Annotated in this window: 22 protein-coding genes; 9 read left to right on the forward strand and 13 right to left on the reverse strand. The window is 67.9% G+C overall.

The genetic code is table 11. The features are described from left to right. Nucleotides 1-35: 35 nt before the first annotated feature. Complete coding sequence (locus KHP16_RS04430) at nt 36-872, reverse strand: carbon-nitrogen hydrolase family protein (RefSeq protein ID WP_115952001.1); 837 nt, start codon at nt 870-872, stop codon at nt 36-38. A gap of 14 nt (nt 873-886) precedes the next feature. After that, complete coding sequence (locus KHP16_RS04435) at nt 887-5,287, reverse strand: YhdP family protein (RefSeq protein WP_211959641.1); 4,401 nt, start codon at nt 5,285-5,287, stop codon at nt 887-889. A gap of 218 nt (nt 5,288-5,505) precedes the next feature. Between KHP16_RS04435 and glnE the strand changes: the two genes are divergently transcribed. Together glnE and rrtA are read left to right on the forward strand one after the other, a co-directional pair. Then, nucleotides 5,506-8,364: a bifunctional [glutamate--ammonia ligase]-adenylyl-L-tyrosine phosphorylase/[glutamate--ammonia-ligase] adenylyltransferase gene (gene glnE / locus KHP16_RS04440; protein WP_211959975.1), complete on the forward strand. Its 2,859-nt coding sequence runs from the start codon at nt 5,506-5,508 to the stop codon at nt 8,362-8,364. Between the two features lie 141 nt (nt 8,365-8,505). Next, entirely contained in the window at nt 8,506-9,072 is a 567-nt protein-coding gene (gene rrtA, locus KHP16_RS04445; RefSeq protein ID WP_244835633.1) for a rhombosortase, read from the forward strand. Between the two features lie 45 nt (nt 9,073-9,117). On the opposite strand, the gene mprA is transcribed toward rrtA, so the two are convergent. The 4 genes from mprA to KHP16_RS04465 form a co-directional block, all read right to left on the reverse strand. Further along, the gene (gene mprA / locus KHP16_RS04450) at nt 9,118-10,734 is read right to left on the reverse strand and encodes an MprA protease, GlyGly-CTERM protein-sorting domain-containing form (protein ID WP_211959976.1); all 1,617 of its coding nucleotides are present in this window, start codon (nt 10,732-10,734) and stop codon (nt 9,118-9,120) included. Between the two features lie 220 nt (nt 10,735-10,954). Next, complete coding sequence (locus KHP16_RS04455) at nt 10,955-11,431, reverse strand: hypothetical protein (protein ID WP_415831147.1); 477 nt, start codon at nt 11,429-11,431, stop codon at nt 10,955-10,957. A 46-nt stretch (nt 11,432-11,477) separates the two neighbouring features. Beyond that, the gene (gene recN, locus KHP16_RS04460; protein ID WP_211959643.1) at nt 11,478-13,232 is read right to left on the reverse strand and encodes a DNA repair protein RecN; all 1,755 of its coding nucleotides are present in this window, start codon (nt 13,230-13,232) and stop codon (nt 11,478-11,480) included. 117 nt (nt 13,233-13,349) lie between these two features. Further along, entirely contained in the window at nt 13,350-14,267 is a 918-nt protein-coding gene (locus KHP16_RS04465) for an NAD kinase (RefSeq protein WP_109581600.1), read from the reverse strand. Nucleotides 14,268-14,368: 101 nt separating this feature from the next. Here KHP16_RS04465 and hrcA point away from each other — a divergent pair, with 101 nt between their 5' ends. The 3 genes from hrcA to KHP16_RS04480 are packed head-to-tail and all read left to right on the forward strand — an operon-like array spanning nt 14,369 to nt 16,987. Then, a complete protein-coding gene (gene hrcA, locus KHP16_RS04470; RefSeq protein ID WP_109581599.1) occupies nt 14,369-15,415 on the forward strand; it encodes a heat-inducible transcriptional repressor HrcA in 1,047 nt (348 codons plus the stop codon). Between the two features lie 49 nt (nt 15,416-15,464). Beyond that, the gene (gene hemH / locus KHP16_RS04475) at nt 15,465-16,580 is read left to right on the forward strand and encodes a ferrochelatase (RefSeq protein ID WP_211959644.1); all 1,116 of its coding nucleotides are present in this window, start codon (nt 15,465-15,467) and stop codon (nt 16,578-16,580) included. Between the two features lie 11 nt (nt 16,581-16,591). Further along, nucleotides 16,592-16,987 (forward strand): RNA-binding S4 domain-containing protein, encoded by a 396-nt coding sequence (locus KHP16_RS04480; RefSeq protein WP_109581597.1) that lies wholly within the window; start codon nt 16,592-16,594, stop codon nt 16,985-16,987. 29 nt (nt 16,988-17,016) lie between these two features. On the opposite strand, the gene KHP16_RS04485 is transcribed toward KHP16_RS04480, so the two are convergent. Next, nucleotides 17,017-17,256 (reverse strand): hypothetical protein, encoded by a 240-nt coding sequence (locus KHP16_RS04485; RefSeq protein ID WP_211960026.1) that lies wholly within the window; start codon nt 17,254-17,256, stop codon nt 17,017-17,019. 189 nt (nt 17,257-17,445) lie between these two features. On the opposite strand from KHP16_RS04485, the gene grpE reads away from it, so the two are divergent. Beyond that, nucleotides 17,446-17,994 carry a nucleotide exchange factor GrpE gene (gene grpE / locus KHP16_RS04490; RefSeq protein ID WP_109582732.1) on the forward strand — a complete coding sequence of 183 codons (549 nt, stop codon included), beginning with the start codon at nt 17,446-17,448 and terminating at the stop codon, nt 17,992-17,994. Between the two features lie 182 nt (nt 17,995-18,176). Continuing rightward, nucleotides 18,177-18,527 (forward strand): thioredoxin family protein, encoded by a 351-nt coding sequence (locus KHP16_RS04495; protein WP_244835706.1) that lies wholly within the window; start codon nt 18,177-18,179, stop codon nt 18,525-18,527. A 6-nt stretch (nt 18,528-18,533) separates the two neighbouring features. Here KHP16_RS04495 and KHP16_RS04500 read toward each other — a convergent pair whose 3' ends face one another. Both KHP16_RS04500 and KHP16_RS04505 read right to left on the reverse strand, forming a co-directional pair. Next, complete coding sequence (locus KHP16_RS04500) at nt 18,534-19,853, reverse strand: phospholipase A (protein WP_211959646.1); 1,320 nt, start codon at nt 19,851-19,853, stop codon at nt 18,534-18,536. 129 nt (nt 19,854-19,982) lie between these two features. Then, nucleotides 19,983-20,414, reverse strand: a complete 432-nt coding sequence (locus KHP16_RS04505) for a DUF1841 family protein (RefSeq protein ID WP_109582730.1) — start codon at nt 20,412-20,414, stop codon at nt 19,983-19,985. Nucleotides 20,415-20,535: 121 nt separating this feature from the next. Here KHP16_RS04505 and KHP16_RS04510 point away from each other — a divergent pair, with 121 nt between their 5' ends. Then, complete coding sequence (locus tag KHP16_RS04510) at nt 20,536-21,123, forward strand: malonic semialdehyde reductase (RefSeq protein ID WP_109581594.1); 588 nt, start codon at nt 20,536-20,538, stop codon at nt 21,121-21,123. 14 nt (nt 21,124-21,137) lie between these two features. Here KHP16_RS04510 and nth read toward each other — a convergent pair whose 3' ends face one another. Together nth and rsxB are read right to left on the reverse strand one after the other, a co-directional pair. Continuing rightward, a complete protein-coding gene (gene nth / locus KHP16_RS04515; RefSeq protein WP_115952008.1) occupies nt 21,138-21,782 on the reverse strand; it encodes an endonuclease III in 645 nt (214 codons plus the stop codon). Continuing rightward, on the reverse strand, nt 21,779-22,579 hold the full coding sequence (gene rsxB / locus KHP16_RS04520) for an electron transport complex subunit RsxB (RefSeq protein WP_415831145.1): 801 nt from the start codon (nt 22,577-22,579) through the stop codon (nt 21,779-21,781). Before rsxB ends, nth begins: the two co-directional genes overlap by 4 nt. 212 nt (nt 22,580-22,791) lie before the next feature. Here rsxB and KHP16_RS04525 point away from each other — a divergent pair, with 212 nt between their 5' ends. Further along, nucleotides 22,792-23,436, forward strand: a complete 645-nt coding sequence (locus tag KHP16_RS04525; protein ID WP_109582728.1) for a TetR/AcrR family transcriptional regulator — start codon at nt 22,792-22,794, stop codon at nt 23,434-23,436. Nucleotides 23,437-23,498: 62 nt separating this feature from the next. Here KHP16_RS04525 and KHP16_RS04530 read toward each other — a convergent pair whose 3' ends face one another. Both KHP16_RS04530 and KHP16_RS04535 read right to left on the reverse strand, forming a co-directional pair. After that, entirely contained in the window at nt 23,499-24,740 is a 1,242-nt protein-coding gene (locus tag KHP16_RS04530) for a polyhydroxyalkanoate depolymerase (protein WP_109581592.1), read from the reverse strand. A gap of 265 nt (nt 24,741-25,005) precedes the next feature. Beyond that, complete coding sequence (locus tag KHP16_RS04535) at nt 25,006-26,202, reverse strand: amino acid aminotransferase (RefSeq protein WP_109581591.1); 1,197 nt, start codon at nt 26,200-26,202, stop codon at nt 25,006-25,008. Nucleotides 26,203-26,243 lie beyond the last annotated feature (41 nt).

Genomic DNA, 26,243 nt, shown 5'->3' on the forward strand with positions numbered 1-26,243 from the left:
TGGGGTGGGCCGCGGGGCGGCCAATGCATGACATCCTACAGCACCCGGTGGCGCAATGCCGGCAGGTTCTGGCGGACCTCGGCCAGCCGCGCCGGATCGATCGTGCCGCTCACCACGCCTTCGCCTTCCGGCAGCACGGCGAGCACTTCGCCCCACGGGTCAACGAGCATCGAATGGCCCCAGGTGCGCCGGCCGTTCTCGTGCTTGCCGCCCTGCGCGGCCGCCAGCACATAGCACTGGTTCTCGATCGCGCGGGCGCGCAGCAGGATCTCCCAGTGCGCCTGTCCCGTGGTGTAAGTGAAGGCGGCAGGCATCAGAATCAAGCTCGTGCCGCCGCCGGCCGCGAGGCCGCGGTAGAGCTCGGGAAACCGCAGGTCGTAGCAGACGGACATCGCCACGCGGCCGCAGGGCGCCTCGAACGACACGGGCTCGGTGCCCGCGAGGATCGTGCGCGATTCGTCATAGCTCTCCGCGCCTCGCGTGAAGCCGAACAAATGGATCTTGTCGTAGCGCGCGACGCGCTGGCCACGCGGGTCGAACGCGAGCGACGTGTTGTAGACGCGGCCGTCGTCCCCGCATTGCAGGGGAAGGGTCCCGCCCACGAGCCACACGCGATGGCGCCGCGCGGCATCGGCGAGGAAACGCTGGATCGGCCCGTCGCCGTCCGCCTCGCGGATCGCCACCTTGTCGGTGTCGGCGCGCCCCATGATGCAGAAGTACTCGGGCAGCAGCACGAGCTCCGCGCCGCCGCGCGCGGCCTCGGCGATCAGCGCGTCGGCGCGCGCGAGATTGGCATCGACCGACGTGCTCGTGACGGTCTGCACGGCCGCCACCTGGAAGGGCACGGCACGGGCGCTCTCGTTCGTAGTCATGATCCTTCCCTCCTTTATCGGGGATACGCGCCCGAGCGATCCTGCACCGGTGCCGGACGCGACTTGCCGTCGTCCACCTTGGTCACCTGCGGATCGGCCCAGGAGCCCGTCACGCGGTAATGCTGCGTGAACACCTTCGAGAACTCGTCGGCGAACAGCAACTGCGCGGCCAGCGTGCCGATGCCGAGCACGGGGTTGATGAACGCGGCGGCCACCGACGTCGTGGCCGCGTTGATGCGCGGCACCACTTCCACGTCGAGGTCCTGCGTCTCGCGCGGCAGGTTGGCCGAGCCCGTCATCGAGGCGTTCAGCTGGTTGCTCTTCATGCGGAACGATTCGATCGTCGCCACGCCGTTCTCGATCGTGCCGTTGCCGCTGATGTCGTCGAACACCGTGCCGCGGCTCGTTACGCTGCGGAAGTCGAGCGTCGCGAAGCGCAGCAGGCTCTGCAGGCTGAGCACGCCGAGCAGTCGCGCGGCACCCGGATCCACGCTGAGGATCTGGCCGTTCTCGAGGTGCAGCGCCAGCTTGCCCGACAGCGACGGATAGTCGATGGACAGTGGCGACCCCCTCCAGTACACGCGGCCTTCGAGCGAACCGTTGCCGTCGCGCAGCGTGTGGGGCATGCCCATGCGGTCCAGTATCGCGCCCGCGTCGCGGATATCGAGCTTGAAGTTGAGCAGCGTGCGGCGCGCGCTCGCGTCGGCGCCGGCCGGGTTGTCGCGCAGCCGGCGCGGCAGGCGCCACGTGCCGTTGCCCGTGAACGTGCCGCCGGGCTGCTCGATCGTGAGCTTGTCCAGCGTCCACACCGAATCCGCGCCCTCGACCGCCGTATGCGCGCGCAGTTCGACCTTGCCGTAGTCGCGGCCGTGGAGCACGAACTGGTCGGCAACGAGGTCGATGGCCGGCAATTCGTCGATATTGCTCGCCATGGTGTCGGTCACGTGACCGTCGTCGCTGGCGTCGGGAATGTCGAGGCGCGCCAGGCGCACGTTGAGCGCGCCCGATGGCGAGCTGGCGTCGCGGCGCCACTGGGCGGTACCGTGCACCTGCTTCGCGTTCATCTTCATGTCCCAGCCCCCGCGCGCGCGGTCGGCGTCGAACGTCACGTCGTCGAGGTTGCGCCCGAAGGCGTCGACGGTGCGCGCGCGCACGGTGATGCGTTCCGGCAGGAACGGCGAGCTGCGATCGACATGGCCGCCCGGTGCCGGTGTGTCGGTGCCGCCGGTGGCATCGAACACGCTGCGCCACTTCGCGATGTCCAGATGGTCGGCGATGAAGGCCGCCGCCACGCCGCTTGAAGGCTGTGGCGCGGGCTGCTGGAGGCCGATGCCGCCGGAAATGACCTCGGGCGTGTCCCCACGGTGGAGCACGTAGCGGACGTTGAGTACGTTGCCGTACTGGACCAGCATTTCGTCGGGGGTTTCGGCGTTGTTGGCAGCGTTGTTCGCAGTGTTGTTCGCAGTGTTGGCGCCATTCACGCCGGCCGCCTTGCCGCCCGGCAGCGGGCGCAGTTCGAAGCGCAGCGGCACGTCCTGCGCGGCGGTCTTCGCGAGCGGCGCGGGCAGGTCCACGGCCATGCCGTTCAGGTCCGTGGCCACCTGCACCTGCAGGCGCTTGTCGCGCACGCCGACCACCGCCGAGTAGGGCGTGGCGCCGTCCAGCCGCGCGCCGAGCGCGCCCATCGACGATGCGGCCAGCGCATCGCGGATGCCGGCGGCGGACGCCGTGCCGCTGACGGTCACGCGCGTGCTGCTGTCCGGCTGCGTGCCGCCGGCGAGGCGCGCCTCGCCTCCGATGAAACGCCCGCGCATATTGTCGAGCCGGAAGCCATGCTCGTTGAAGGCGATGGTCCCCGTCGTGCCGCTCAGTTGCGGAATCTCCGGCATCAGCACGATGTCGTTGCCCGGGAAGCGGAACTGCCCGTCGACCTTCGAGTTCGCCGCATGGTCCAGCGGCATGTCGAGCTTGAGCTTCAGCTCGCCGTTGCCCTGGCCCTTCGCAGTGTCCGTCACGCCCCCGATCCAGTTGCGGACCGGGCTCGCCGCCACGTAGCGCAGGAAGGCCGGCAGCGAACCCTGGCCGGTACCTTCCACGCCGAGATGGCCCGTGTCGCTGAGGTCATCGATCTGGCCGTTGACGTCGTGCAGCGTCACGCCCGGAATGCCTTGGACCGCCGCGCGCTTGATCGTGAACGACATGGCGTTGCGCTGGAACACGAGGTGCCCGTCGATCTCGCTGAAGTCGGGCCATGCTTTGCCGCCCGTGGGACCGGTTTCGTGCGGGGCAACCTGATAGCTCACGCGATGCATCGGCACGTCCACCCGGAAATCGCCCGCCTTCTCGTTCGGCGCGTGGAACGGAAAGTGGAAGAGGTCGCCGCGTACGAGGAACTTGACGTCCGATGCATCGCCGCCGACCAGCGCGCCCGCCAGATACTGCCGCGTGTGCGGCATCGAGAGCGGCAGGTAGCGCGGGATGCGGGCGGCCTGCACGCGCGCGAGCTCGCCCGACATGTCCGCGATACCGCTCGCGCCGTCGCCGCCCGCGCGCCAGCTGCCGCGCAGCGTACCCGCCACGTCGGCGTTGGCGAAGCGGAGCCCTTCGGTGCGGATGACGAGCTTGTCCTGCTCGTGCGTCCAGCGGACCTCGCCCGCGAGCTCGTCGAACGGCACGCGCGGATCCTCGAACAGGCCGGGCAGGATCAGCGTCGCGCCTGCGCTGTCCACGCGCGCGGTGCCCTGGCGTTCGTCGAAGCTGAAGCTGCCGGAGAGGCGCGAGAACCCCGGCGTGCCCACGCGCGGATGGCCGTCCGCCGACATCGCGGGCACGGCGGGCTGGCCGTTGACCGAGACGCCGCGCAGCGTGCCCTGCACGGTGTAGTGGGGCGCGCGCGGCCGGCTGTCGAGCAGGCTCGCGCGCTCGCGCGCCCAGGCGATGTCGAGGTTGTCGATATGGCCGGCCGGCTGCAGCGCGCGAAGCTGACGCAGCATCTCCGTATCGATCGGCATCGACGTGGCCAGCGCGCGCACCGTATTGAGGTCGAACGTTGGCGCCTTGAGCGCGAACTTGCGCAGCACGCCCTGCTTGTCGCGGTTCCAGTCGATCGTGACCTTGCGCATGCCTTCGCGCAGGCCCGGATCGGATGCGCTCGGCGGTCCGGCGATCGGCTCGGCCTGCCACAGCAGCGTGTCGATGGTCAGGCGGTTGTTGCCCGCGCGGTCGGCGCTGTGAATCAGGTACGCCTGCGCGTTGGCGAGCTTGAGCGGCGAGGGCGCGCCCGTGAGCTGCAGGTCCACGGCGCCGGCGCGTAACCGCGTCTGGCTGCGCTGGATGTTGCCGGCGCGGAAGTCCACCGTGCCGCTCATGCTGAAGGTACCGCTATCCACCTTGTCGAAGATCGGCAGGTAGCGCTGCACCACGGGCAACTGCACCTGCGTGAAATCCCAGTCGGCCTGGCCGTTCCAGTGCATCCAGTTGCCGGGGTCGTGCAGATAGTCGTGTCGGAAGCTGGCCTGGATCACCAGCGGCTGCGGCGCCAGCGCCGTGCTGCGCGCTTCCAGCCGGAGCGTATGGTGACCGCCGTCGCGCAGCGCGCTGAAGTGGATGTCGGCCACGTCGAGCTGCGGTAGGCCCGCGCGTTCGTCGAGCCAGCGCAGATGGCCGTTCGTCAGTTCGATGCTGCCCTGGCTCATGACCCAGTTCAGAAAGCGGTCGTCCCCGGCCGTGCTCGCCCGCGTCTCCACGGGCACGCCCGCCACGAGGAGAACCCCATCGGAGGTCCGGCGGATCAGCACGTCGGTGCCGCTAGCCTTGACGCTCGCAAACTGCAAGCTCAGCCCGGCCAGCGACTGCCAGGCCAGCGTGCCGTCGAGCGTGCCCGTTTCCATCAGCACCCGCTGCTGGGGGTCCACGGCGCGCACGTTGCGCGCGCGGAAGGCCGGATGCCAGCCGTCCCAGAAGGTGTCGAGTTCGCCAATCGTGAACTGCGCGTGCAGTTCGGTGGAGGCCCGCTGCTCGAGCCATTTGCGCGCCTCGTGCGCCTGCGGCCACAACACGAAGCGGACGAGCATGCCGATGGCGAGCGCCAGCACCGCGAGCAGGATCGCCACGCGGATGGCCATGCGCAGCAGCCAGCGCCAGCACGGATGGGCGGCCGCCGCGCGCAGCGCGTGCCAGAAACGGCGCGGCAGCGCGCGGAGGTATCCACCTGCGTGCGCGCGCCAGCCGCCGGGGGAAGTCGGGGAGGGCGTATTCAAACCGGGCAAACCGGAAGCGTGAGGCGATGCGGGGCGCGCGCCCGCCGTCGGGGACGGCAGCACGGCGGCGGCGTTTTCGTGACCCCGGTTGCCCGGGCCGCCCGCGCGCGCAGGGGTCGCGGAACCGTCGGCGGAGGCGGAGGGGCGGCTGGACATGGGCAGATTATCCGACAATACTAGCCGCTCTCCAAAGTGGTCCAGCACGAAAAGTTAATGGAATGACTGCCATCGATCCGACAGGTTCCGCACCGGCGGCCGGCGATCCGAACGCGGACCCGAACATCGAGCCCAACATCGAGGCCAACATCGGTCCGCGCGGTGATTCGAACCCCGCGCAGTATGACGCGAGCGTCACTTCCGCCGCGCTCGGCAATATGGCCGAAGGCGCGTTCGCGACCATGCCCGCAATGGATCCGTCGCGTCTCGATGGCGAGGGCCACGTATTGTACTCGGCGGCCTATTCCCATTACGCGCGCCGCGTCCTGCAGGCGCGCCCGGAGGTCGCAGAGGTCGTAACGCGGGCGGCCGCCGCGCCGCTGACACGCGCGTGGATGGAGGCGCGTCTCTCGGCGCTGCACGAGCCCGCCGCCGATGTCGATGCCGCCGCGGGCCGGGCGCTGCGCCGGCTGCGTGCCGAGGTCATGTGCGCGATCGTCGAGCGCGACCTGCGCGGCGCCGCCACGCTGGCCGAGGTCACGGGCGCGATGACGGACCTCGCGGAACTCGCCATTCAGCACGGCCTGCACGTGCTCGGCGACGACCTTGCCGCGACCTTCGGCCGGCCCACGTGCCAGCAGGGCAGCGAGGTGCAGGAACTGGTCGTGGTCGGCATGGGCAAGCTCGGCGGCCGCGAGCTCAATGTGTCGTCGGACATCGACCTGATCTTCCTCTACGACGAGGACGGCGACACCCAGGGCGGCACGCGCTCGCTGTCCAACCACGAATATTTCATCCGGCTCGGCCGGCGCCTGATCAACCTGCTGTCCGAAGTCACCGCGGATGGCTACGTCTTCCGCGTGGACATGCGACTGCGCCCGAACGGCGACGCGGGGCCGCTCGTGTGCAGCCTGGGGATGCTCGAGGAATACCTGATCGTGCAGGGTCGCGAGTGGGAGCGCTATGCGTGGATCAAGGGCCGGATCGTCTCCGCGCAGGACTCGCCGCATGCCCAGCGGACGGCGGCCCTGCTCGAGCGGCTGACCACGCCGTTCATCTTCCGCCGCTACCTCGACTATGGCGTGATCGCGGCCATCCGGTCGCTGCACGCGCAGATCCGGGCGGAAGCGGCCAAGCGGAGCGGCGGGCTGGCCGGCCACGGGATGAACCAGCGCTCGTTCAACATCAAGCTCGGGCGCGGCGGGATCCGCGAGATCGAATTCATGGCGCAGGTCTTCCAGCTCATTCGCGGCGGGCAGGACCCCGCGCTGCGCGTGCGGCCGACGCTGGAAGTGCTGGCGGTGGCCGTGGAGCGCAACCTGCTGCCGGCGGGGCAGGCCGAGCAACTCGCCGATGCCTACCGCTTCCTGCGGCAGCTCGAGCACCGCCTCCAATACCGCGACGACGCGCAGACGCACCATCTGCCCACCGCGCCCGAGGAGCAGCATGCCGTGGCGTTGTCGATGGGCTGCGAGGACTGGCAGGCGCTGCTGGAGCGCATGCATGCGCTGCAGCAGCCCGTGGCGCAGCAGTTCGAGGCGACCTTCGCCGATCCGTACGCGGAGGGCGACACGCAGCCGGCCGAGGAACTGTGGCCGGAACTCGTTCGCGAGGAAGCCGCCACGCGCGCGTCGCAGGAGGGTCCCGACGAGACCGATCCGGAATCGACGCCGTGCCAGCGCCTGCAGGCCGCCGGGTTCAGCGACTGCACGGGGCTCTACGACCGCCTGCGCGCCATCGCCACGTCGGTCCGCTACCGCGCGTTGTCCGAGACGAGCCGCGCGCGCTTCGATCAGCTCGTGAACCGCGCGCTCGACCTTGCCGCGCGGCAGGAGGATGCGGACAGCACGATCGCGCGCTTTCTCGATTTTCTCGACGCGATCAGCCGGCGCGCGTCGTACCTGTCGCTGCTGTCCGAGTATCCGCAGGCGATGGATCGGGTCGCCCACACGCTGCACGCGTCGCGCTGGGCCGCGGCCTACCTCACGCGTCACCCGCAACTGCTCGACGAACTGCTCGACAGCGATGCGCTGGCCGGCGCGCCGGACTGGCCCGCCTTCCGTCAACGCCTGGCCGATCGTCTGGCCGCGTCGGACGGGCAGGTGGAGACGCAGATGGACATCCTGCGCCGCGAGCACCATGCCGAGACGTTCCGCGTGCTGCTGCAGGACCTGCGCGGCACGCTGACCGTCGAGCAGATCGCGGACCGGTTGTCGGATCTGGCCGATGCGATGCTCGAAGTCACGCTGCAGGCCGTGTGGCGGCAGCTCGCCACGCGTCATACGGAGACGCCGCGCTTCGCGGTCATCGCGTATGGGCGGCTGGGCGGCAAGGAACTCGGGTATTCGTCGGACCTCGACATCGTGTTCCTGTACGACGATCCGCACGAGCGCGCGCCCGAGGTCTACGCGGCCTATGCGCGGCGGCTCATCACCTGGCTCACGAGCCATACCGCGGCCGGCATGCTGTTCGACGTCGACACGCGGCTGCGGCCCAATGGCGAGGCGGGTCTGCTCGTCACAAGCTTCGATGCGTTCCGCCGCTATCAATTCCGCGAGGGGGACAACACCGCATGGGTCTGGGAGCATCAGGCGCTCACGCGCGCGCGCTTCTGCGCGGGCGATGCCGAGATCGGCGCGCGCTTCGAATCGCTGCGGCAGGACGTGTTGTGCCAGCCGCGCGATGCGGACGCATTGCGCGCGGAGATCGTCGAGATGCGCGGCAAGGTGTCCGACGGGCATCCGAACCCGACCGCGCTGTTCGACCTCAAGCACGATCGCGGCGGCATGGTCGACATCGAATTCACGGTGCAGTACCTCGTGCTGCTGCACAGCCGGGCGCATCCCGCGCTGACGCGCAATGCGGGCAACATCGCGCTGCTGCGGATCGCGGGGGAACTGGGCCTGATCGATACCACGCTCGCGGGAGAGGTCGGCGATGCGTACCGCCTGTTCCGCGCGCGCCAGCACCAGCTTCGCCTCGACGGCCATGCGCAGGCGCGCGTGCCGCCGGCCAGCGTCGCCAACGAGACCGCGCGCGTGCGGGCGCTCTGGACGGCGGTGTTCGGCGATGGCTGAGTGGCGGGATGGCCGCGGTGCGCGATGACGGCTGACGGGAGGCCTCCGGCCGAGCCGGGAGGCGCAACCTCCGCGCCTTCCGCTACGCCCGCGACGCTCGCTACTCCCGCCCCGGGGCGGACCCACACTGGCACGGGTCCGATGGCAGCGACCGTGGCAGGTGTGGCCATCGTGTCCGCGCTGTTCACGTTCGTCCCCTGGCTCCATGCCCACGGCTTGTATCTGCGCGACGCGGTGCGCGCGGACGGCGAGTGGTGGCGCGTCGTGACGGCGATGTGGGTCCATCTCGGGTGGAAGCACTGGCTGACCGACGTGGCCGCGTGCAGCGGCCTGCTGTTGCTCATCGCGCGGGAAGCGCGGCCGCGCGAGCTGCTCGCCGTGCTGACGATCTGCGGCGTCGCCACGCAGGTGGCGATGCTTCAGATGCCATCGATCGGATGGTACGGCGGCCTGTCGGGCGCGCTGCACGGCGTGGCGCTCTGGGGCGGCCTGCGGCTACTTCAGGCCGCGGGCCTGTCACGCGTGATCGGCGTGGCGATGTGCGTCGCCGTATTGGTCAAGGTATGGGCCGAACAGTCATGGCTGGCCGCCATCGTATTCGACCCATCGTGGGGCTTCGGCGTCGTGCGCGCTGCCCACGCCGCCGGCGCGGTGGCCGGCCTTGCGTGCTGGATCCTGCAGGAGTGGTGGAGCAACCGCCGGCGTTGAACGCGCCGCCGGCCGTCTGCCAACCCCCGCCAGCCTCTACCTGACTTAACGGCGGACCCAGCCCCTGCGCCGCAGGGCAAATCCCACCGCACCGCCCACCGCGAGCAACACCGCCAGCCACGGCGCGACGGCACCGCCGCCACCGCCGCCGCCGTTGCTGCTGGTGTCCGTCACAGGCTGCGCGGCCGTGGGCGGCGTCGCCGTCGCAGGCGGTGTCGGCGCGAGGGCGACCGCCGCGTCCGCATCGAGCAGCCCCGCGCCGCAGACCGCCGTGGAGGTCCGCATGCAGAACGTATTGGCGGGATGCGGCCGCGCGGAGGTCTTCAGCGTGGCAATGATCTGCGCGGGCGTCAGCGAAGGATTCACCGCGAGCATGAGCCCGATCACGCCCGACACCATCGGCGTGGCAAAGCTCGTGCCCTGCGCCGAGGACACGTTGTACGTCGTCGGCGTCGAGGTGCCGTCATTGGCGAGCGTGCGAATCACCGACTGCCCGCCCACGCACGCACCGTTCTGCACCCTGGAGTTGCCGCAGCCGCCGCCCGGCGCGCTGATCGCGACCTCGGGGCCCACATTGGCATAGCTCGCGTTCTCGCCGTCGTTCGCATGCGCGGTCACCGCGATCACGCCCGCGCAGTCGGCCGGGGCTTCGACGCCGCCCGCCACCTGCCCAGGCGCCGCATTGCCCGCGGCCGCGACGACCACGGCGCCGCGCGCGGTCAGGTCGTTGATCGCCTGCTGCTCGACGGAGCTGCACGTTCCGCCGCCGAGGCTGACGTTGATCACGCGCGCCGGCGTCGGGTTGTCGGGCACGCCGGGCACCGACAGGCCGCCGGCCCAGCGCATGCCATCGACGGTGTCCGACAGCTGCGCGCCGCAGCGTCCGGAGACGCGCACCGGCAGGATCTGCGCATTCCAGTCGACGCCGGCGATATTGGTGCCGTTGTTCGTCACGGCGCCCAGCACGCTGGCCACGCGCGTGCCATGCCACGTGCTCGGTACCGCCGTGTTCACGGTGCCATCGGAACACACGGTACCGACCGGTTCGTTATCGCCGGGGTCGCGCGGATCGGCATCGCGGCCGTCGCCGTCGTTGGACACGACGGGCTGCGTGATGAAGTCGTAGCCGGGAATGATGCGGCTCACCAGATCGGGGTGGGGCAGATACCCCGTATCCACCACCGCGATCACCACGGCGTTGCTGCCGCGCGTCCGGTCCCACGCCTTGGGCAGATTGACGCCGCCCACGGCCTGTTGCGGCGAGCCAAGGTAAATCTGATTCGGCACGAACTCCGGATCGTTCGGCGTGGTGTCGTGCACGCGCAGCCAGCGGTCGGGTACCGCGTCGGCAATGCGCGGATCCTTGCGCAGCCGCGCGGCCACGGCTTCGGGGTCCTCTCCGGAGGCATTCGACACCGACAGCAGTTGCAGCGCGCCGCCCATCTTGCGCTTGACGGCCAGCGCGACGCCGGTGCTGTCCTGCACCTGCTGCATGCGTCTGGCGGTCTCGGCCGTGTTGTCGGAAGGGGCCTGCCCGTCGCGCCACCGGACGATGTAGTTGCCCGTATAGTTGACCGCATGCCGGGGCGCCGTCTTGAGCGCGACGGTGGTGTCGGCGTGCGCGGCCATTGGCACGGCCAGCGAGGCGGCCGCGGCCAGCATGGCCATGGAGGTGAGCACCACACGGCCAACATGCCACCGCCGCCATCGGCTGGGGCGTTGTGCAATGCTTGACCAGGACATTGACTGCGGCGCTGCTGTGGGCATCTAGGCCTCCTGTGTGTGTTTCAGCGACAGCGTAAGGTAGGGCGAGTGAGCGCGGTGGACTTCAAACTTCCGTTTTTTGACTTTGTTGCGCGTTTCGAGCGTTTCCCATGCCTGGCTAGTTCGATGGCATGTCCCGCGTCCGCGGGATCGCGCGATGCGGCTTGAGCAGACGGTCCGGCTCGGCGGTCTCGATGCGCGGCGCGGCGCGCAGCACCGTCACGGCCTGGTCGAGCGTGGCATCGGGCGACTTGCTGATGGCCGTCACGAGCCACACGCCGCCCGACATCGGCCGCTTGACCAGATAGCGGTACGGCCCCGCGATGCCCGCGAGCAGCTTGCCCGCATCCTCGGACACGATAACCTCCGGGGGCGTGAAGCGGACCATGATGTCGCCGATGGCGCGATCGTCGGTAATGCTGCCGGGCGGCGGCGCGTAGGAACGCGACTCCGACGCGCAACCGGACATCGCGGCCAGGCAGGCCACGGCGGCGGCCGCGACCATCGTGCTCAGCATGGCGCGGCGCATCGGACGCGCCTGCCGGCGGTCCGACGTTTTCCAGACAGGGCGGCCTTGCGGCTTGCCATGGGTCATCTCGTGTCGCTCCTCGACCGGCGCATCGCCGCGCCGGCGGTAAAAGTTAAGCGCGCCGTGCGCGCCGGCCTTCCTTGTCGGCCTTCGTTCCCTTGCCTGCCGCATTGGCCGCCGGGCCGCCCCGCGCGCCTTGCGCGAGCATCTCCTCGGCATGTTGCAGCGTGGTGGCAGTCACCGTGGCGCCGCCGAGCATGCGCGCGGTCTCGGCCACCCGGCCCTCGGCATCGAGCGGCCGGATGCGCGATCGCGTGATCGGGCCGGCCTGCGCGCCATCGTCGACCGTCTCCTTGCTGACCAGCAGATGCGTGCCCGCCTGCGCGGCCACCTGCGGCAGATGGGTGACGCACAGCACCTGCCGCGCGCGCCCGAGTTCCTGCAGCCGGCGTCCGACCACTTCGGCCACCGCGCCGCCGATGCCGGTATCCACCTCGTCGAAGATCAGCGTCGGCGTGGGCGCGGCTTCGCTCGTGATCACCGAGATCGCGAGGCTGATCCGGGCCAGTTCGCCGCCCGACGCCACGCGCGCGAGCGGGCGCGCGGTCACGCCCGCGTGGCCGGCGACGAGGAATTCCACCTGCTCCAGCCCGTAGCTCTGGCCGTCTTCGAGCGGGTGCAGTGCCACCGAGAACGCGCCGCCGGCCATCGAGAGCCCCTGCATGGCGTCGGTGACCGCCGCGGACAGCGCCTCGGCGGCTACCTTGCGCGCGGCCGACAGATGCTGCGCGAGCGTCAGGTAGGCGCCCCGCGCCGCCGTCTCGCGCGCGACGATCTTGTTGATGTCCTGCGCGGACTGGAGGTCGTCGAGTTGCTGGCGGCGCGCGAGCAGCTCGTCGGGCAGTTGCTCGGGGGGCAGCCGGTACTTCCGCGCGGTCGTGTGAATCGCCTGCATGCGCGCTTCCACGGCCTGGAGCCGCTCGGGGTCGAGTTCCACGCGATCGACGTAACGCGAGAGCGAGTGCGCGGCTTCCTCGGCCTGCACCTGGGCGGGTTCGAGCGCCGCCAGCACGTCGTTCAGCGCGGGATCGAGGTCGGCGAGCTGACGGATCTTCTGCACGAGGCTGTTGAGCGCCGACAGTACCGAGCCATCGGCCTCGTGCAGCGCGTCGAGCGCCGCGCGGCTGCCGTCGATCAGGCTGGCCGCGTGCGACAGCCGGTTGTATTCGGTCTGGATCTCGTCCCACTCGCCCGGTTGCGGCGCGAGCTTCTCCAGTTCGCCCACCTGCCATTCGAGCCGCTCGCGCTCCAGCTGCATCTCGCGCGACTGCTGCTCGACCGCCTCGCGCTGCTTCACGCAGGCGCGCCATGCGCGCCACGCCTCGGCCACCGCGGCGGTCTGCAGCGTCAGGCCCGCATGGGCGTCGAACAGCAGGCGTTGCGCGTCGGGCCGCAGCAGTTGCTGATGCGCGTGCTGGCCATGGATATCGACGAGCTGGTCGCCCACCTCGCGCAATTGCGCGAGCGTCGCCGCGGCGCCGTTGATAAAGGCCTTGCCGCGCCCGCTCGCATCGACGGTCCGGCGCAGCAGCACCTCGCTGTTGCCGTCGTCGGCGCCGAGCTCGCGCTCCGCCAGCCACGCGTCGAGCGCGGGATGGGTGCCAAAGGTCGCGCTGATGCTCGCGCGCGCGGCGCCTTCGCGCACCACGCCGGCATCGGCCCGCTCGCCAAGCACGAGCGCGAGCGCATCGATCAGGATCGACTTGCCGGCGCCGGTTTCCCCGGTGAACACGGTGAAACCGGCGGAGAAGTCGAGGTCGAGCGTATCGACGATGACGAAGTCGCGGATGGACAGGCTGCGCAGCATCGTGAGCGGTGGGCGGGAGAGGTGGTTACGGTGCGGATAGGGGGGGAGGGTGGCCCGCGGCGTGCCCGGCGTGCGTCGGCATGCGTCGGGTTCGTCGGAGGCAGGCCCTTTGTCAGATCAAAGCCGATTGTCCTCGGTAGGGTATTCGTGCCAATGTAGCTTCTTGCGCAGCGTGGCGTAGTAGTTGTAGCCGACCGGATGCAGCAGCTGCACGGCCTTCGCGGCGCGGCGGACGACGATGCGGTCGCCCGGCAGCAGCGACGTCAGGGACTGCATGTCGAAATTCACACTGGCATCGCGCGCGGTCGCCACCTCGATGGTCACCTCCGCGTCGTGCGGCAGCACGATCGGGCGGTTCGACAACGCATGCGGCGCGATGGGCACGAGCACCAGCCCGGAGAGCGTAGGATGCAGGATCGGACCGCCGGCGGACAGCGCATACGCGGTGGAGCCCGTCGGCGTGGACACGATCAGGCCGTCCGAACGCTGGTTGTACATATGGTAGCCATCCACCGACACCGCGAGTTCGACCATGCCCGAGATGCCCGAACGGTTCACCACCACGTCGTTGAGCGCCAGCGCGGTGAAGATGATCTCGTCGTCGCGGATCACCCGGGACTCGAGCAGCATGCGGGTCTCGGCCTCGTAATGGCCGGACAGCATGGCGGGCAGCACGGTGGTGACGTCGTCGAGCGGAATGTCGGTCATGAAGCCGAGCCGCCCGTGGTTGACGCCGATCAGCGGCACGCCGGCGCCGGCCAGCTGCCGCGCGATGCCCAGCAGCGTGCCGTCGCCGCCGAGGACCACGGCCACGTCGGCGGTGCGGGCGATTTCCTCGGGCGTCAGCGCGGGATACCCGGTCAGACCCGTGGCCTGCGCGGTCTCGCGCTCGAACACCACGTCCTGGCCGATGCGCGACACGCACGACGCGATCTCCTCCAGCGGGCCTTCGATCCCGGCGGTGGAATGGCGGCCCACGAGGGCGATGGTCTTGAACGGCGCGCGCGGCGCGCTGGCTTTGGGCGGTACGGACATGGCGGGATTAGACCATACCGATATGACCGTTGTCAGCAGCCGCTCCGGGGGATGGCGCAAGCCCGCCCAGAGCCGGAAAACTTGATTAGAATCTGGGCATTATGGACGAACGTTCGAAAACCCTACTGAAGACGCTGATCGAGCGGTATATCGCCGAGGGACAGCCCGTGGGCTCGCGGACGCTGTCCAAGTACTCGGGGCTCGACCTGTCGCCCGCGACGATCCGCAACGTGATGTCCGATCTCGAGGAGATGGGCTTCATCGCCAGTCCGCATACGTCCGCGGGCCGGATTCCCACGCCGCGCGGCTACCGGCTGTTCGTGGATTCGATGCTGACCGCGCGGCCGCTGGACCGTGGCCCCGAACTCGCGGCGCAGCTCGCCGATCTGGCCGGGCAGATCCAGGGCCAGCTGGCGGGCCCCCAGCAGACGCCGCAGCGGATGATCACCACGGCCGCGCACACGCTGTCGAACCTGTCGCGGTTCGCGGGCGTGGTCATGACGCCGCGGCGCGCCCAGTCGTTCCGGCAGGTCGAATTCATGCGGCTGTCCGAAAAGCGCATCCTGCTGATCATCGTCAGTCCGGAGGGGGATGTCCAGAATAGGATCATTCAGACCGAACGCCCCTATACACCGGCCCAGCTGATCGAGGCCGCGAACTACTTCAACACGCATTACACGGGCATGAGCTTCGACGCCGTGCGCGACCACATGCGCGTGGAACTGCAGGATCTGCGGCGCGACATGTCGTCGCTGATGCAGGCCGCGGTGGAGGCGGGCAGCAGCGCCATGGCTGAAGACGACGATCAGGTCTTCATCTCGGGCGAGCGCAAGCTGCTGGAGGTGGAAGACCTCGCCTCGAGCATGGACAAGCTGCGCCGGCTGTTCGACGTGTTCGAGCACAAGACCAACCTGCTTCAGCTGCTCGACGTGTCCAGCCACGCGCAGGGCGTGCAGATCTTCATTGGCGGGGAGAGCCAGCTCGTGCCCATCGAGGACATGGCGGTGATCACCGCGCCGTACGAGGTCGACGGCCAGATCGTCGGCACGCTAGGCGTGATCGGCCCCACGCGCATGGCCTACGAGCGCGTGATTCCCATCGTCGATATCACCGCGCGGCTGCTCTCCAGCGCGCTGAGCCAGAACTGAACCGCGCCGGCCGCGCGGCCGCATGGCCCGCGGCGCCTACGGGAACTCTATGACGTTTGCACCGGAACCGACTTACCAGCATGGGCAGGCCCCGCGCACCGCGATCCTGCTGATCAACCTGGGCACACCCGATGCCCCCACGCCAAAGGCGGTCGGCCGCTATCTGGCGCAATTCCTCGGCGACCCCCGCGTGGTCGAAATTCCCCGGGCCGCGTGGCTGCCGATCCTCCACGGCGTGATCCTGCCGATCCGCTCGCGCGCGTCGGCCATGAAGTACGAATCGATCTGGCTGCGGGAAGCCCACATGACGGGCTCGCCGCTGCTCGTCTACACCGAACGGCAGGCCCACGCGCTCCAGCAGCTGATGATCCAGCAGGGCCACGACGTCACGGTCGCCTGCGCGATGCGCTACGGCAATCCGTCGATCGGCTCTGTGCTGGAGGCCCTGCGCCGTCAGGGTACCGAACGGATCCTCGTGCTGCCGCTGTATCCGCAGTTCTCTGGCACGACCACCGCCACGGCGTTCGACGAGCTGTTCCGCGTACTCGGCCAGTGGCGCAATCAGCCCGAACTGCGGCTCGTGAAGCATTTTCACGATCATCCGGCCTATATCTCCGCGCTGCACCAGCAGGTGGGCGCATACTGGGCGCAGCACGGCGCGCCGGATTTCGCGCGCGGTGACAAGCTCATTCTGTCGTTCCACGGTCTGCCGCGACGGCTGCTCGACCTTGGCGACCCGTATCACTGCGAGTGCCTGAAGACTGGCCGGCTGCTGGGCGAGGCGCTAGGACTGCAGCCGGGGCAGTATCAGGTCACGTTCCAGTCGCGCTTCGGCAAGGCCGAGTGGCTGCAGCCCTATACCGCGCCGACGCTCACCGAGCTTGGCCGCGTCGGCACCGCGCGCGTCGATGTGTTCTGCCCGGGATTCCCGGCCGACTGCATCGAGACGCTGGAAGAAATCGCGATGGAGGGACAGTCCGAGTTCCGCGTGGCGGGCGGCAAGGATTTTCACTTCATCCCTTGTATGAACGACGCGCAGCCATGGATTGCGGGGCTGGCCGAGATCGCGCTGCAGCATCTGCAGGGTTGGCCGCTGCGCGCGCCGCATCCTCATGAACTGGACGCGCGCCGGGCGCGCGCGCAGACGCGGGGGGCGGCAGCCTGAGGGGTACGAACATGAATGTGGATTTCGAACCCGATGCGCGACTGCGCATCGACAAGTGGCTCTGGTGCGCGCGGTTCTTCAAGACGCGCTCGCTGGCGGCAGAAGCCGTGGACCGGGGCCGCGTCGAGGTCAATGGCCAGGCGGTGAAGAATTCGCGCGAGGTCAAGCCGGGCGACACGATCGTCATCGAGGCCTACCAGCAGCGCTGGGAAATCGTGGTGAAAGGTATCGCCGCAGCCCGCGGGCCGGCGCCGGTCGCGCAGACGCTATACGAGGAGACGCCGGCCAGCGTGGCAAAGCGGGAGCAGGACGCCGAGCGGCGCCGGTATCAGAACGAGCCGACCGCGCAACTGCAGGGCCGGCCGACCAAGCGGGACCGCCGCCGGATCGACGACTTTAGGCACTGAAAGTCGAACGCCCGACATCGGACGCTCGGTCATCGGACGTAGTGGACCAGGTAGTGTTTGAAGACGGCTTTGCCGCTCCCGTATTCGGTTTCCCGCGGAGTAAAGGCGCCGGAGACGCAGATGAACACCGTCATCAGCGCCAGTGCGGCCACCAGGCAGAACGTCACCACAGGCATCTTATGCATGGCAAACCTTCTGAAGTCGGCAGTGGGACGATCCCCATGATCCCCATAGCGATTCACCTCTACCTCCCGCATCATTTTTGTCATTTTTTCACCATGAATAGTAGTGTGTGCGCCGCAGCAAGGCAATGACGTCCCGGTGACGATTCGCCTGCGTTTGTAACGGCTTGTTTCGAAGGATCCGAACCGGCACCTCTTGAAAAACCGCCGGGCGCCGCCAACTGCGCGCTACACTTGCCGACTCTCAAAGCCTTTTTTGCATACAGATTGAACGACATGGAAGAACAGAATCAGACGCCATCTCCCGCTGCCGCAGACGACGCACAAGCCGCGCCCGGCGTACAGCAAGCCGGCGGTGACGACCTGGTCGCGCAACTGACGCAACAGGTCGCCGACCTCGAAGCCAAGGCCAAGGAGCATTACGACATGTTCCTGCGCGCCACCGCGGAAGGCGAGAACATCCGCCGGCGCGCCCAGGAGGACGTCGCCAAGGCCCACAAGTTCGCGATCGAGAACTTCGCGGACAACCTGCTGCCGGTCATGGACAGCCTCCAGGCCGCGCTCGCCGACAACACGAACGATCTCGCCAAGCTGCGCGAGGGCGTGCAACTGACCGCGCGTCAGCTCGCCAGCGCCTTCGAGCGCGGCAAGATCGTCGAACTGAACCCGGTAGGCGAGAAGTTCGACCCGCATCGCCACCAGGCCATTTCGATGGTGCCGTCCGAGCAGGAGCCGAACACCGTCGTCAACGTGCTGCAGCGCGGCTACCTGATTGCCGACCGCGTCCTGCGTCCGGCACTCGTGACCGTCTCGGCGCCGCGCTGAGGCCGTCTCTCCCAGTCAGCCGTCACGAACGCCCGGTGCCCTTGGCCCGGGCGTTCGGCTTTTCAGGAGTCCCCATGACAGAACCGACCGAATCCACTGAACCGGCCGAAGCGGGCGACACGAATGCACCGGCATCGCCCACGCCGCCGCATCTCGACCACCGCGCCTTCGAAGCCTTCGGCATGCGCGAGGTCGATGGCGCGACCATCGACGCCGCCATCGCCGAAGCCGGCGACGACCTCGTCTGCGTCTTCTTCTGGGGCGTGGACTGCTTCAATTGCGAGATGGCCAAGAAGGCGATGCTCGCCAATCCCGACCCGATCCGCGCGCTCAACGTGCACTGGCTCCATGCCAACGTCTACGCGCATCCGGAACTCGGCCGCCGATTCGGGCTGCACGGCATTCCGGTCTTCATGTTCTTCCACAAGGGCAAGAAGCTCGGCCGCGCCACCGGCTGGCATGGTCACGGCCAGTTCGCGGCGGCTGTCGGCAACGCGCGCCTCAAGGCCGGTGGGAAGCCGCTGGCCGGCTAACCGGACCTAGCGCGACAACGCGTACCCGATGCGGAACTGCCACGGCGACTTCTGGTTGTAATCGATCAGCGATTCGCCGTAGCCGTAGAACCAGCCCGCCATCAGGTAGCCCGCCGTGCCGGGCACGATCCGCGCGAGCGGATACGTCAGGGCGGCGTTCACGCTGCCGTATCCCTTGCGCGTGCCCTTGCGCAGCGTGGCGGCGACTTCCCACGAGTCGGGTTTCCCGTACGCGATATTGAGGTCCATGTAGCCGCGATAATGCGCAATGTCCTCGTTATCGCTCTTGCCCACGTACGCGTACAGCTTCGGCGCGACACGCCAGTGCCAGTCGGTCTGGTCGCCGAAGTACATCGTCGGGGTCACGAACAACGTATTGATGCCGCGCGAACTGTCGCCGCCGAGCCCGTTCGATTCATGCTCGAAGCCCGTCGCGACGGACAGCCGGCTGATGACGTTGTTGCGCACGCCCGTATCGGACAGGTAGTAATAGAGGCTCGGGCGATAGTTGGTATCGCGGAAAGGCCGCGATTCGCCGCTCAGGTCCCATAGCGAGAACTGCGTGTAGCCGAAGTACAGGTTGTCGAGCACCGCCTTCGAGTTCGGGTCTTTGCCTTCGAAGATCCGGAACTTGAAGCTCAGCTGGAATTTGGCGTTTGCGCCGTCATGGCCGCCGAACATGATGTACATCGGCTCGTTGAACGAGAGCCGCTGTGCGTCGCGCAGGTCCGCGGGCGCGGGGCCGGCTTCGGGGGGCACGGTCGCCACGGCCGTCTCCGGTGCCGCACCGGCCGGTGGCACTTCGGGCGCCGTGCCGTTCGGCGGCAGGGCCGCGGCGCCCGGGGTTGCGGCGACCGAAGCGGCGCCGGCCACCGGTGCCCGGTTCAGGCTCACGAGCACGGGCGCGGCATCGATGCCCGCCACGTCGAGCCGCACCTGCCCGCGCAGCGCGTCGGGCCACCGCGCGGTATAGCGGATCGTGCGGGTCTCGCCGTTCTTCAGTTGCAACACCGCCGGCCCCGATCCCACGCGCCGCGCCTCCACGCGGATCGGCGCGGTCATGTCGGCCGAGGCCGTCACTGCAAGCGTGGCGGGCACCTCGAAGCGGCGCGTCTCCGCGTCGCCGACCACCAGCAATGTGACCGTCAGCGGCTGCGTGCCATCGACCACGCGCGGCGGCTGCAGCAGCGTGACGGCGGCCTGCGCGGCAAACGGCATGGCAAGGAGGGCGGACGCGAGCGCGCCCGCGAAGGGGGCGCGCAGGGGCGGAAGGCGGTGCGGCAGGGCGCGGGCAGACGCGGCGCGGGCGGGCGCAATAGCGGTCATGGGAACGGAGCATGGCGCGCCGGGATGGCGCGCGATGTGTCAGATTGGCGATGCCGCAAAGGCTAGCATGGCACCGGCAAATCACTTGTCAGTGTTTGTCGGAATCTGATCCCCGAGCCGCGAGCCGTATCAGGCGCCTGCGCGACGCCTCACCGCATCGATATAAGCCTGCCCGTCGGGCGGCAGTCCCGTGCGTTGTGCGTTCCACAGCATTTCGCCCAGGCACTCCATGACCTGATGCTGCGCCTCGTGCGGCGAGTCCAGCCGGCGCGCCAGCGCCTCATAGGCGCCCCGGATGCCCGGCGGCTGGTCGATCGAGATCTGCTCGGAAATCGACAGATGCATCGACAGGTGGAGGAACGGGTTGGTCTGCCCGCGCTCGGGCGTGTACGCCTCCGCCAGCGCGCCTTCGGTGTCCGTCAGCAGTTGCTGATACTCGGGATGCTCGGCGATCCAGTCGGCGGCGATGGCCTCGAGCGGCGTCAGGACACTGCCCGCGATCTGCTTCTGCCAGGCATCGCAGAAGAACCGGCGGACTTCTTCTCGTGAGGGATTGAACATGATGGCCGCCATTGTAGACGATCAAAAGAATTGACGAAGTTGCACAAGGCCATTGCGTGGCAACGGAAGGGGTGCCGGTAAAATCGCACGGTCTTTTCCCTGAAACCCAGAGCCGCAACCCATGACAACGATCGATCCGGCCGCGATGGCCAAGCTGTTCACCGAAGCGCGTACCCACAACGTCTGGCAGGACAAGGGCGTCGATGATGCCGTGCTGCGCGAGATCTACGAAGCGATGAAGTTCGGCCCGACCGCCGCCAACAGCACGCCCGCGCGCATCGTGTTCGTGAAGTCGGCCGCCGAGAAGGCGCGCCTCGTGGAATGCGTGTCGGCCGGCAACACCGAAAAGACGCGCACCGCCCCGGTGACCGCGATCATTGCGTTCGACAACAAATTCCACGATCAGTTGCCCAAGCTGTTTCCGCACGCCGACGCGCGCTCGTGGTATGCCGGTTCGCCGGAAAAGATCGCGCGTGACGCGCTGATGAACAGCTCGCTGCAGGGCGGCTATTTCATCCTGGCCGCGCGCGCGCTGGGTCTGGACTGTGGTCCGATGGCGGGCTTCGATGCGGCCAAGGTCAACGCCGCGTTCTTCCCCGAGGGCAACTGGTCGGTCAATTTCCTCGTCAACCTCGGCTATGGTGTCGGCGACAAGCTGCATCCGCGCCTGCCGCGCCTGTCGTTCGAGGAAGCCTGCAAGATCGTCTGATCCCGCGTTGGATCTTACTGCGTGGGCGCCAGCGTCTTGTCCCGATACTCGCAAAGGGGTTCGATCGCGCAATGCCAGCATTCCGGCTTGCGCGCCTTGCAGACGTAGCGCCCATGCAGGATGAGCCAGTGGTGCGCATCGTGCAGGAACTCGGCGGGCACCACCTTGAGCAGCTTCTGCTCGACCGCGTCCACGTTCTTGCCCGGTGCGATGTTGGTGCGGTTCGAGACGCGGAAGATATGCGTATCGACCGCGATCGTCGGCTGGCCGAACGCCGTGTTCAGCACCACGTTCGCGGTCTTGCGTCCCACCCCCGGTAGCGCCTCCAGCGCCTCGCGATCGGGCGGCACCTTGCCGCCATGCCGTTCGACGAGAATCCGGCATGTCTCGATGACGTGCTTCGCCTTGGTCTTGTACAGGCCGATCGTCTTGATGTAATCGATCAATCCGGCTTCTCCCAGCGCGAGCATCTGCTGCGGGGAATGCGCGACGGGAAACAGCTTGCGCGTTGCCTTGTTGACGCCGACGTCCGTCGCCTGCGCGGAAAGCAGCACCGCAATCAGCAGCTCGAACGGCGAGCTGTATTCGAGCTCGGTCTCGGGCGTGGGGTTGGTCTCGCGCAGTGTCTCGAAAATGGCCTGGATTTTCTTCGCGTTCATGCCTTGTCGTTCTTCTTGGAAGCAGGGTGGAGGCCCGCGCGGGCGCGCCGCGCCTCGGCGGCGTCGATCTGCGCCTGTACGGCGGGCGAGACGTCATCGGTGTTGCGCGGGCGCGTGCCGGCCGCCGCCTGCTTCTGCCGCGCGCGCTCGATCGCGGCCTGGATGATCGCCTGCTTGCGCGCCTGCGCGGCGCGTTCCTCGTCGCTCTGCGTCGGCTCCGCGCGCAACGCCTCCAGCTTGGCAGCCGCCTTGGCCGCGAGCCGCGCGTCGTTTTCCTCGCGCTCGCGTACCAGCCGCAGCTTGCGCGCGTCATAGCGCGCGTGCGCGATATCGGCCTGCGGCTGAGACCATGCGGCCCAGCCCGTGCGTTCCCCCGTGACGGGAATCATGTCGATGCAGTCCACGGGGCAGGGCGTCACGCACAGGTCGCAGCCCGTGCACCAGTCGGGCAGCACGGTATGCATCTGCTTGGCCGCGCCGACGATCGCATCGACGGGACATGCCTGGATGCAGAGCGTGCAGCCGATGCACAGGCTCTCGTCGATACGGGCCACGGCGCGCGGCTGCTCGACGCCGCGCTCGGGATCCAGCGGCAGCACTGCCGTGCCTAGCGCGGTAGACAACCGCACGATGCCCTCCGCTCCGCCGGGCGGGCAGCGATTGGGCAGCGCGTCGCCAGCCGCCATCGCCTCCGCATAGGGGCGGCAGCCGTCGAACCCGCATTTGGTGCATTGGGTTTGCGGCAAGAGCGCTTCGAGGCGGTCGGCGAGGGAGGCGGAAAGTGAAACGTCGGACAAGGCGGCGGATGAGACGGCGAACAAGGCAGCGGGTAAGGACTGGCTTCTGGGGGAGCCATCGCGTGCGACGGTCTCTGCGTGCCGTGCGCGGCAAGGATTATCCCCGATTTCGCGTGGACGCAGAAACGGCGATCATGCGCAGGTCCCCCCGGCGGGGGATTTTTTTCATCCTCCCTGTGCCATAATCCGCCGCTATGACCGACCCGGAACGCATCACGAACGAGCCCAGAACCAAACGGGATCCCGAAGGGACGCGGCGCCGCATCCTTGCCGCCGCCACCGAGGAATTCGCCAAGGGCGGTCTCGCGGGCGCCCGCGTCGACCAGATCGCGCGCCGCGCCGAAACCAACGAGCGCATGCTGTATTACTACTACGGCAGCAAGGAGGGGCTCTTCCTCGCCGTGCTCGAGAAGCAGTACGCCGAATTCCTCGCCGACGAGGAGCGCCTCCACATCGTCGATGAGGACCCCGTCGCCGCCGTGCGCACGCTGGCCCGTTTCGTGTGGGACTGGTATTACCAGCATCCGGAGTTTATCCGGCTCGTGAACAGCGAGAACCTGCACGAGGCCAAGCACCTCAAGAAGTCCACGCAGCTGCATCAGCTCGTGAACCCCGTGGTCAACGTGCTTGCCGACATCATCCGCCGCGGACAGAAGCAGGGCGTGTTCCGCGACAACGTCGACGTGCCGCAGTTCTACCTCACCATCTCGGCGCTCGGTTACTACGTGCTGTCGAATCGCTATACGATCAGCGCCGTGATCGGGCGCGACGTTGCGTCGCAGGAAGAGCACGAGCGATTCGCCGCGCTCCACACCGACATGCTCCTCAGCTACCTTGCGAGACCGGAGACCGCTTAAAAAAGATTGTTAAGCGGTCTCGAGGGACGCGGAGAAACGCCCGCGGAAGCGGGCGTTTTTTGTCAGCGGTACTTGCGAATGAAGTCTCGCAGTTCGGGGTAGATGTTCTCGCGCCAGCGGCGCCCCGAGAAGATGCCGTAGTGCCCGCACTTCGGCGCAATCAGATGTTGCTTGCGCGTCTTCGGGATGCCCGCGCACAGGTCGTGCGCGGCGGCGGTCTGGCCCATGCCGGAGATATCGTCGAGCTCGCCCTCGATGGTCATGAGGGCGGTGCCCTTGATGTCCTGCGGCCGCACGGGCTCGCCTTCGATCTCCCACGTACCGTTGGCCAGGCGGAACTCCTGGAATACTTCCCGGATGGTATCGAGGTAGTACTCGGCGGCCATGTCCAGCACGGCGTTGTATTCGTCGTAGAAGCGCACGTGCGACTCCGCGTCGTCCGCATCGCCCTCGACGAGGCTCAGGTAATAGTCGTAGTGCGACGACAGGTGGCGGTCCGGGTTCATCGCGACAAAGCCCGCATGCTGGAGGAAGCCCGGGTAGACCTTGCGACCGTGACCGGGATAGTTTGCCGGCACGGTGTAGATGACGTTGTTCTCGAACCACTCATACGACTTGTTGGTCGCGAGCGAATTCACGGCGGTGGGGCTCTTCCGCGCGTCGATCGGACCACCCATCATCGTCATCGTGCGCGGCGTCTTCTCGCCGGCCGAAGCCATCAGCGAAATCGCGGCGAGCACGGGCACCGTCGGCTGGCACACGGACACCACGTGCAGCTGGTCGGCGCCGATATGGCGGATGAATTCCTGGATGTAGCGGATGTAGTCCGACAGATGGAACTCGCCTTCGTCGATCGGCACCATCCGCGCATCGACCCAGTCCGTCACGTAGACCTTGTGGTCCTGCAGCAGCGTGCGCACGGTGTCGCGCAGCAGCGTCGCATGGTGGCCGGAGAGCGGCGCGCAGACCAGCACGGTGGGCTCGTCCTTCAGCAGCTTGATGGTGTCCGGATCGTCCGCGTAGCGCTTGAAGCGCACGAGCTTGCAGAAGGGCTTTTCCAGCACGGTCTGCTCGACAATCGGGATGTCGCGGCCATTGGAGCGCACCGACTTGATGTCGAACGCGGGCTTTTCGTATTCCTTGCCGAGCCGGTACAGCAGCTCGTAGCCGGCAGCCAGCCGCGGTGCGCCCGGGACGAGCGAAAGGGGGCTGAGGGGATTCGTGAACGTCTTCGCCGTTGCCTGCGCCCACGCGGTAAGCGGGTTCAGAAGCGAGCGCTGGAACTCGTGCAGTTGATAAAGCATGCCGGATACCTATACCTGTCGTGCCGCTGTCGTGCCGTATTGTTGCCGCCGTGATGACGGACCATCGTGTGAACCATCGGGGGCACCGACGATTATGCCCGCAATCCCTTTATTCTGCTTTGCAGCATATAACTGGAAGTTACATCGCCATGAGGAAAGCACCATAAGACAAACGCCTTAATTCCGCATGACGATGTCCTACGGGCATAAAAAAAGGCGGCTGGAGTGATGCTCCGGCCGCCTTCTTGCCATGCTTCTGCTTCTATCAGTACACAGCGGCGATAGCGTCCACCACGGCGTCGATGTTCCGGCTGTTCAGCGCGGCCACGCAGATGCGGCCCGTGCTCACGGCATAGATGCCGTGCTCGTTGCGCAGGCGGTCCACCTGCGCCGACGACAGGCCCGAGTAGGAGAACATGCCGCGCTGGGCCTTCACGAACGAGAAGTCGCCCGGCACGCCCTTGGCGGCCAGCTTGTCCACGAGCGCATTGCGCATCAGCTTGATGCGGTCGCGCATCTCGGCCAGTTCGGCTTCCCACATGGCGCGCAGCTCGGGGCTGTTCAGCACCGTGGCCACGACCGTGCCGCCGTGCGTCGGCGGGTTGGAGTAGTTTGTGCGAATCACGCGCTTGATCTGCGACAGCACGCGCTGCGCTTCTTCCTTGCCCGTGGTCACGATGGACAGTGCGCCCACGCGCTCGCCGTACAGCGAGAAGCTCTTCGAGAACGAGCTGGAGACGAAGAAGGGCAGGCCCGATTCGGCGAACAGGCGCACCGCGGCGCCGTCGGCGTCGATGCCCTCGGCAAAGCCCTGGTAGGCCATGTCGAGGAACGGGATCAGGTTGCGCGACTTCACGAGTTCGACAACCTGCTTCCACTGGTCGTCGGACAGGTCGACGCCGGTCGGGTTGTGGCAGCAGGCATGCAGCACGACGATCGTGTTGGCGGGGAAGGACTTGAGCGACTCCACCATGCCGGCGAAATTCAGGCCGTGGCTCGGGGCGTCGTAGTAGGCATAGTTGACCACGGGGAAACCGGCGGCTTCGAACAGCGCGCGGTGGTTCTCCCAACTCGGATCGCTGATGGCGACCTTGGCGTCCGGGTACAGGCGCTTCAGGAAGTCGGCGCCGATCTTCAGCGCGCCGGTACCGCCGAGTGCCTGTGCCGTCACAACGCGGCCTTCGGTGATCAGCGGCGACTCCTTGCCGAACAGCAGGGTCTGCACGGCCTGGTCGTAGGCGGCGATGCCTTCGATCGGCAGGTAACCGCGCGGGGTGGCCGTCGTCAGGCGAGCCTTTTCGGCCTCCTGCACGGCGCGCAGCAGCGGAATTTTCCCTTCGTCGGTGAAGTACACGCCAACGCCCAGATTCACCTTGGTGGGACGCGTATCGGCGTTGAAGGCTTCATTGAGGCCCAGGATCGGGTCGCGCGGGGCCATCTCGACGGCAGAAAACAAACTCATTTGAGATCTCGTGGTCAGCTGTGTAACAAAACGGAGGGCGT

It is taken from the genome of Cupriavidus plantarum (assembly GCF_905397285.1).
Taxonomy (GTDB): domain Bacteria; phylum Pseudomonadota; class Gammaproteobacteria; order Burkholderiales; family Burkholderiaceae; genus Cupriavidus; species Cupriavidus plantarum.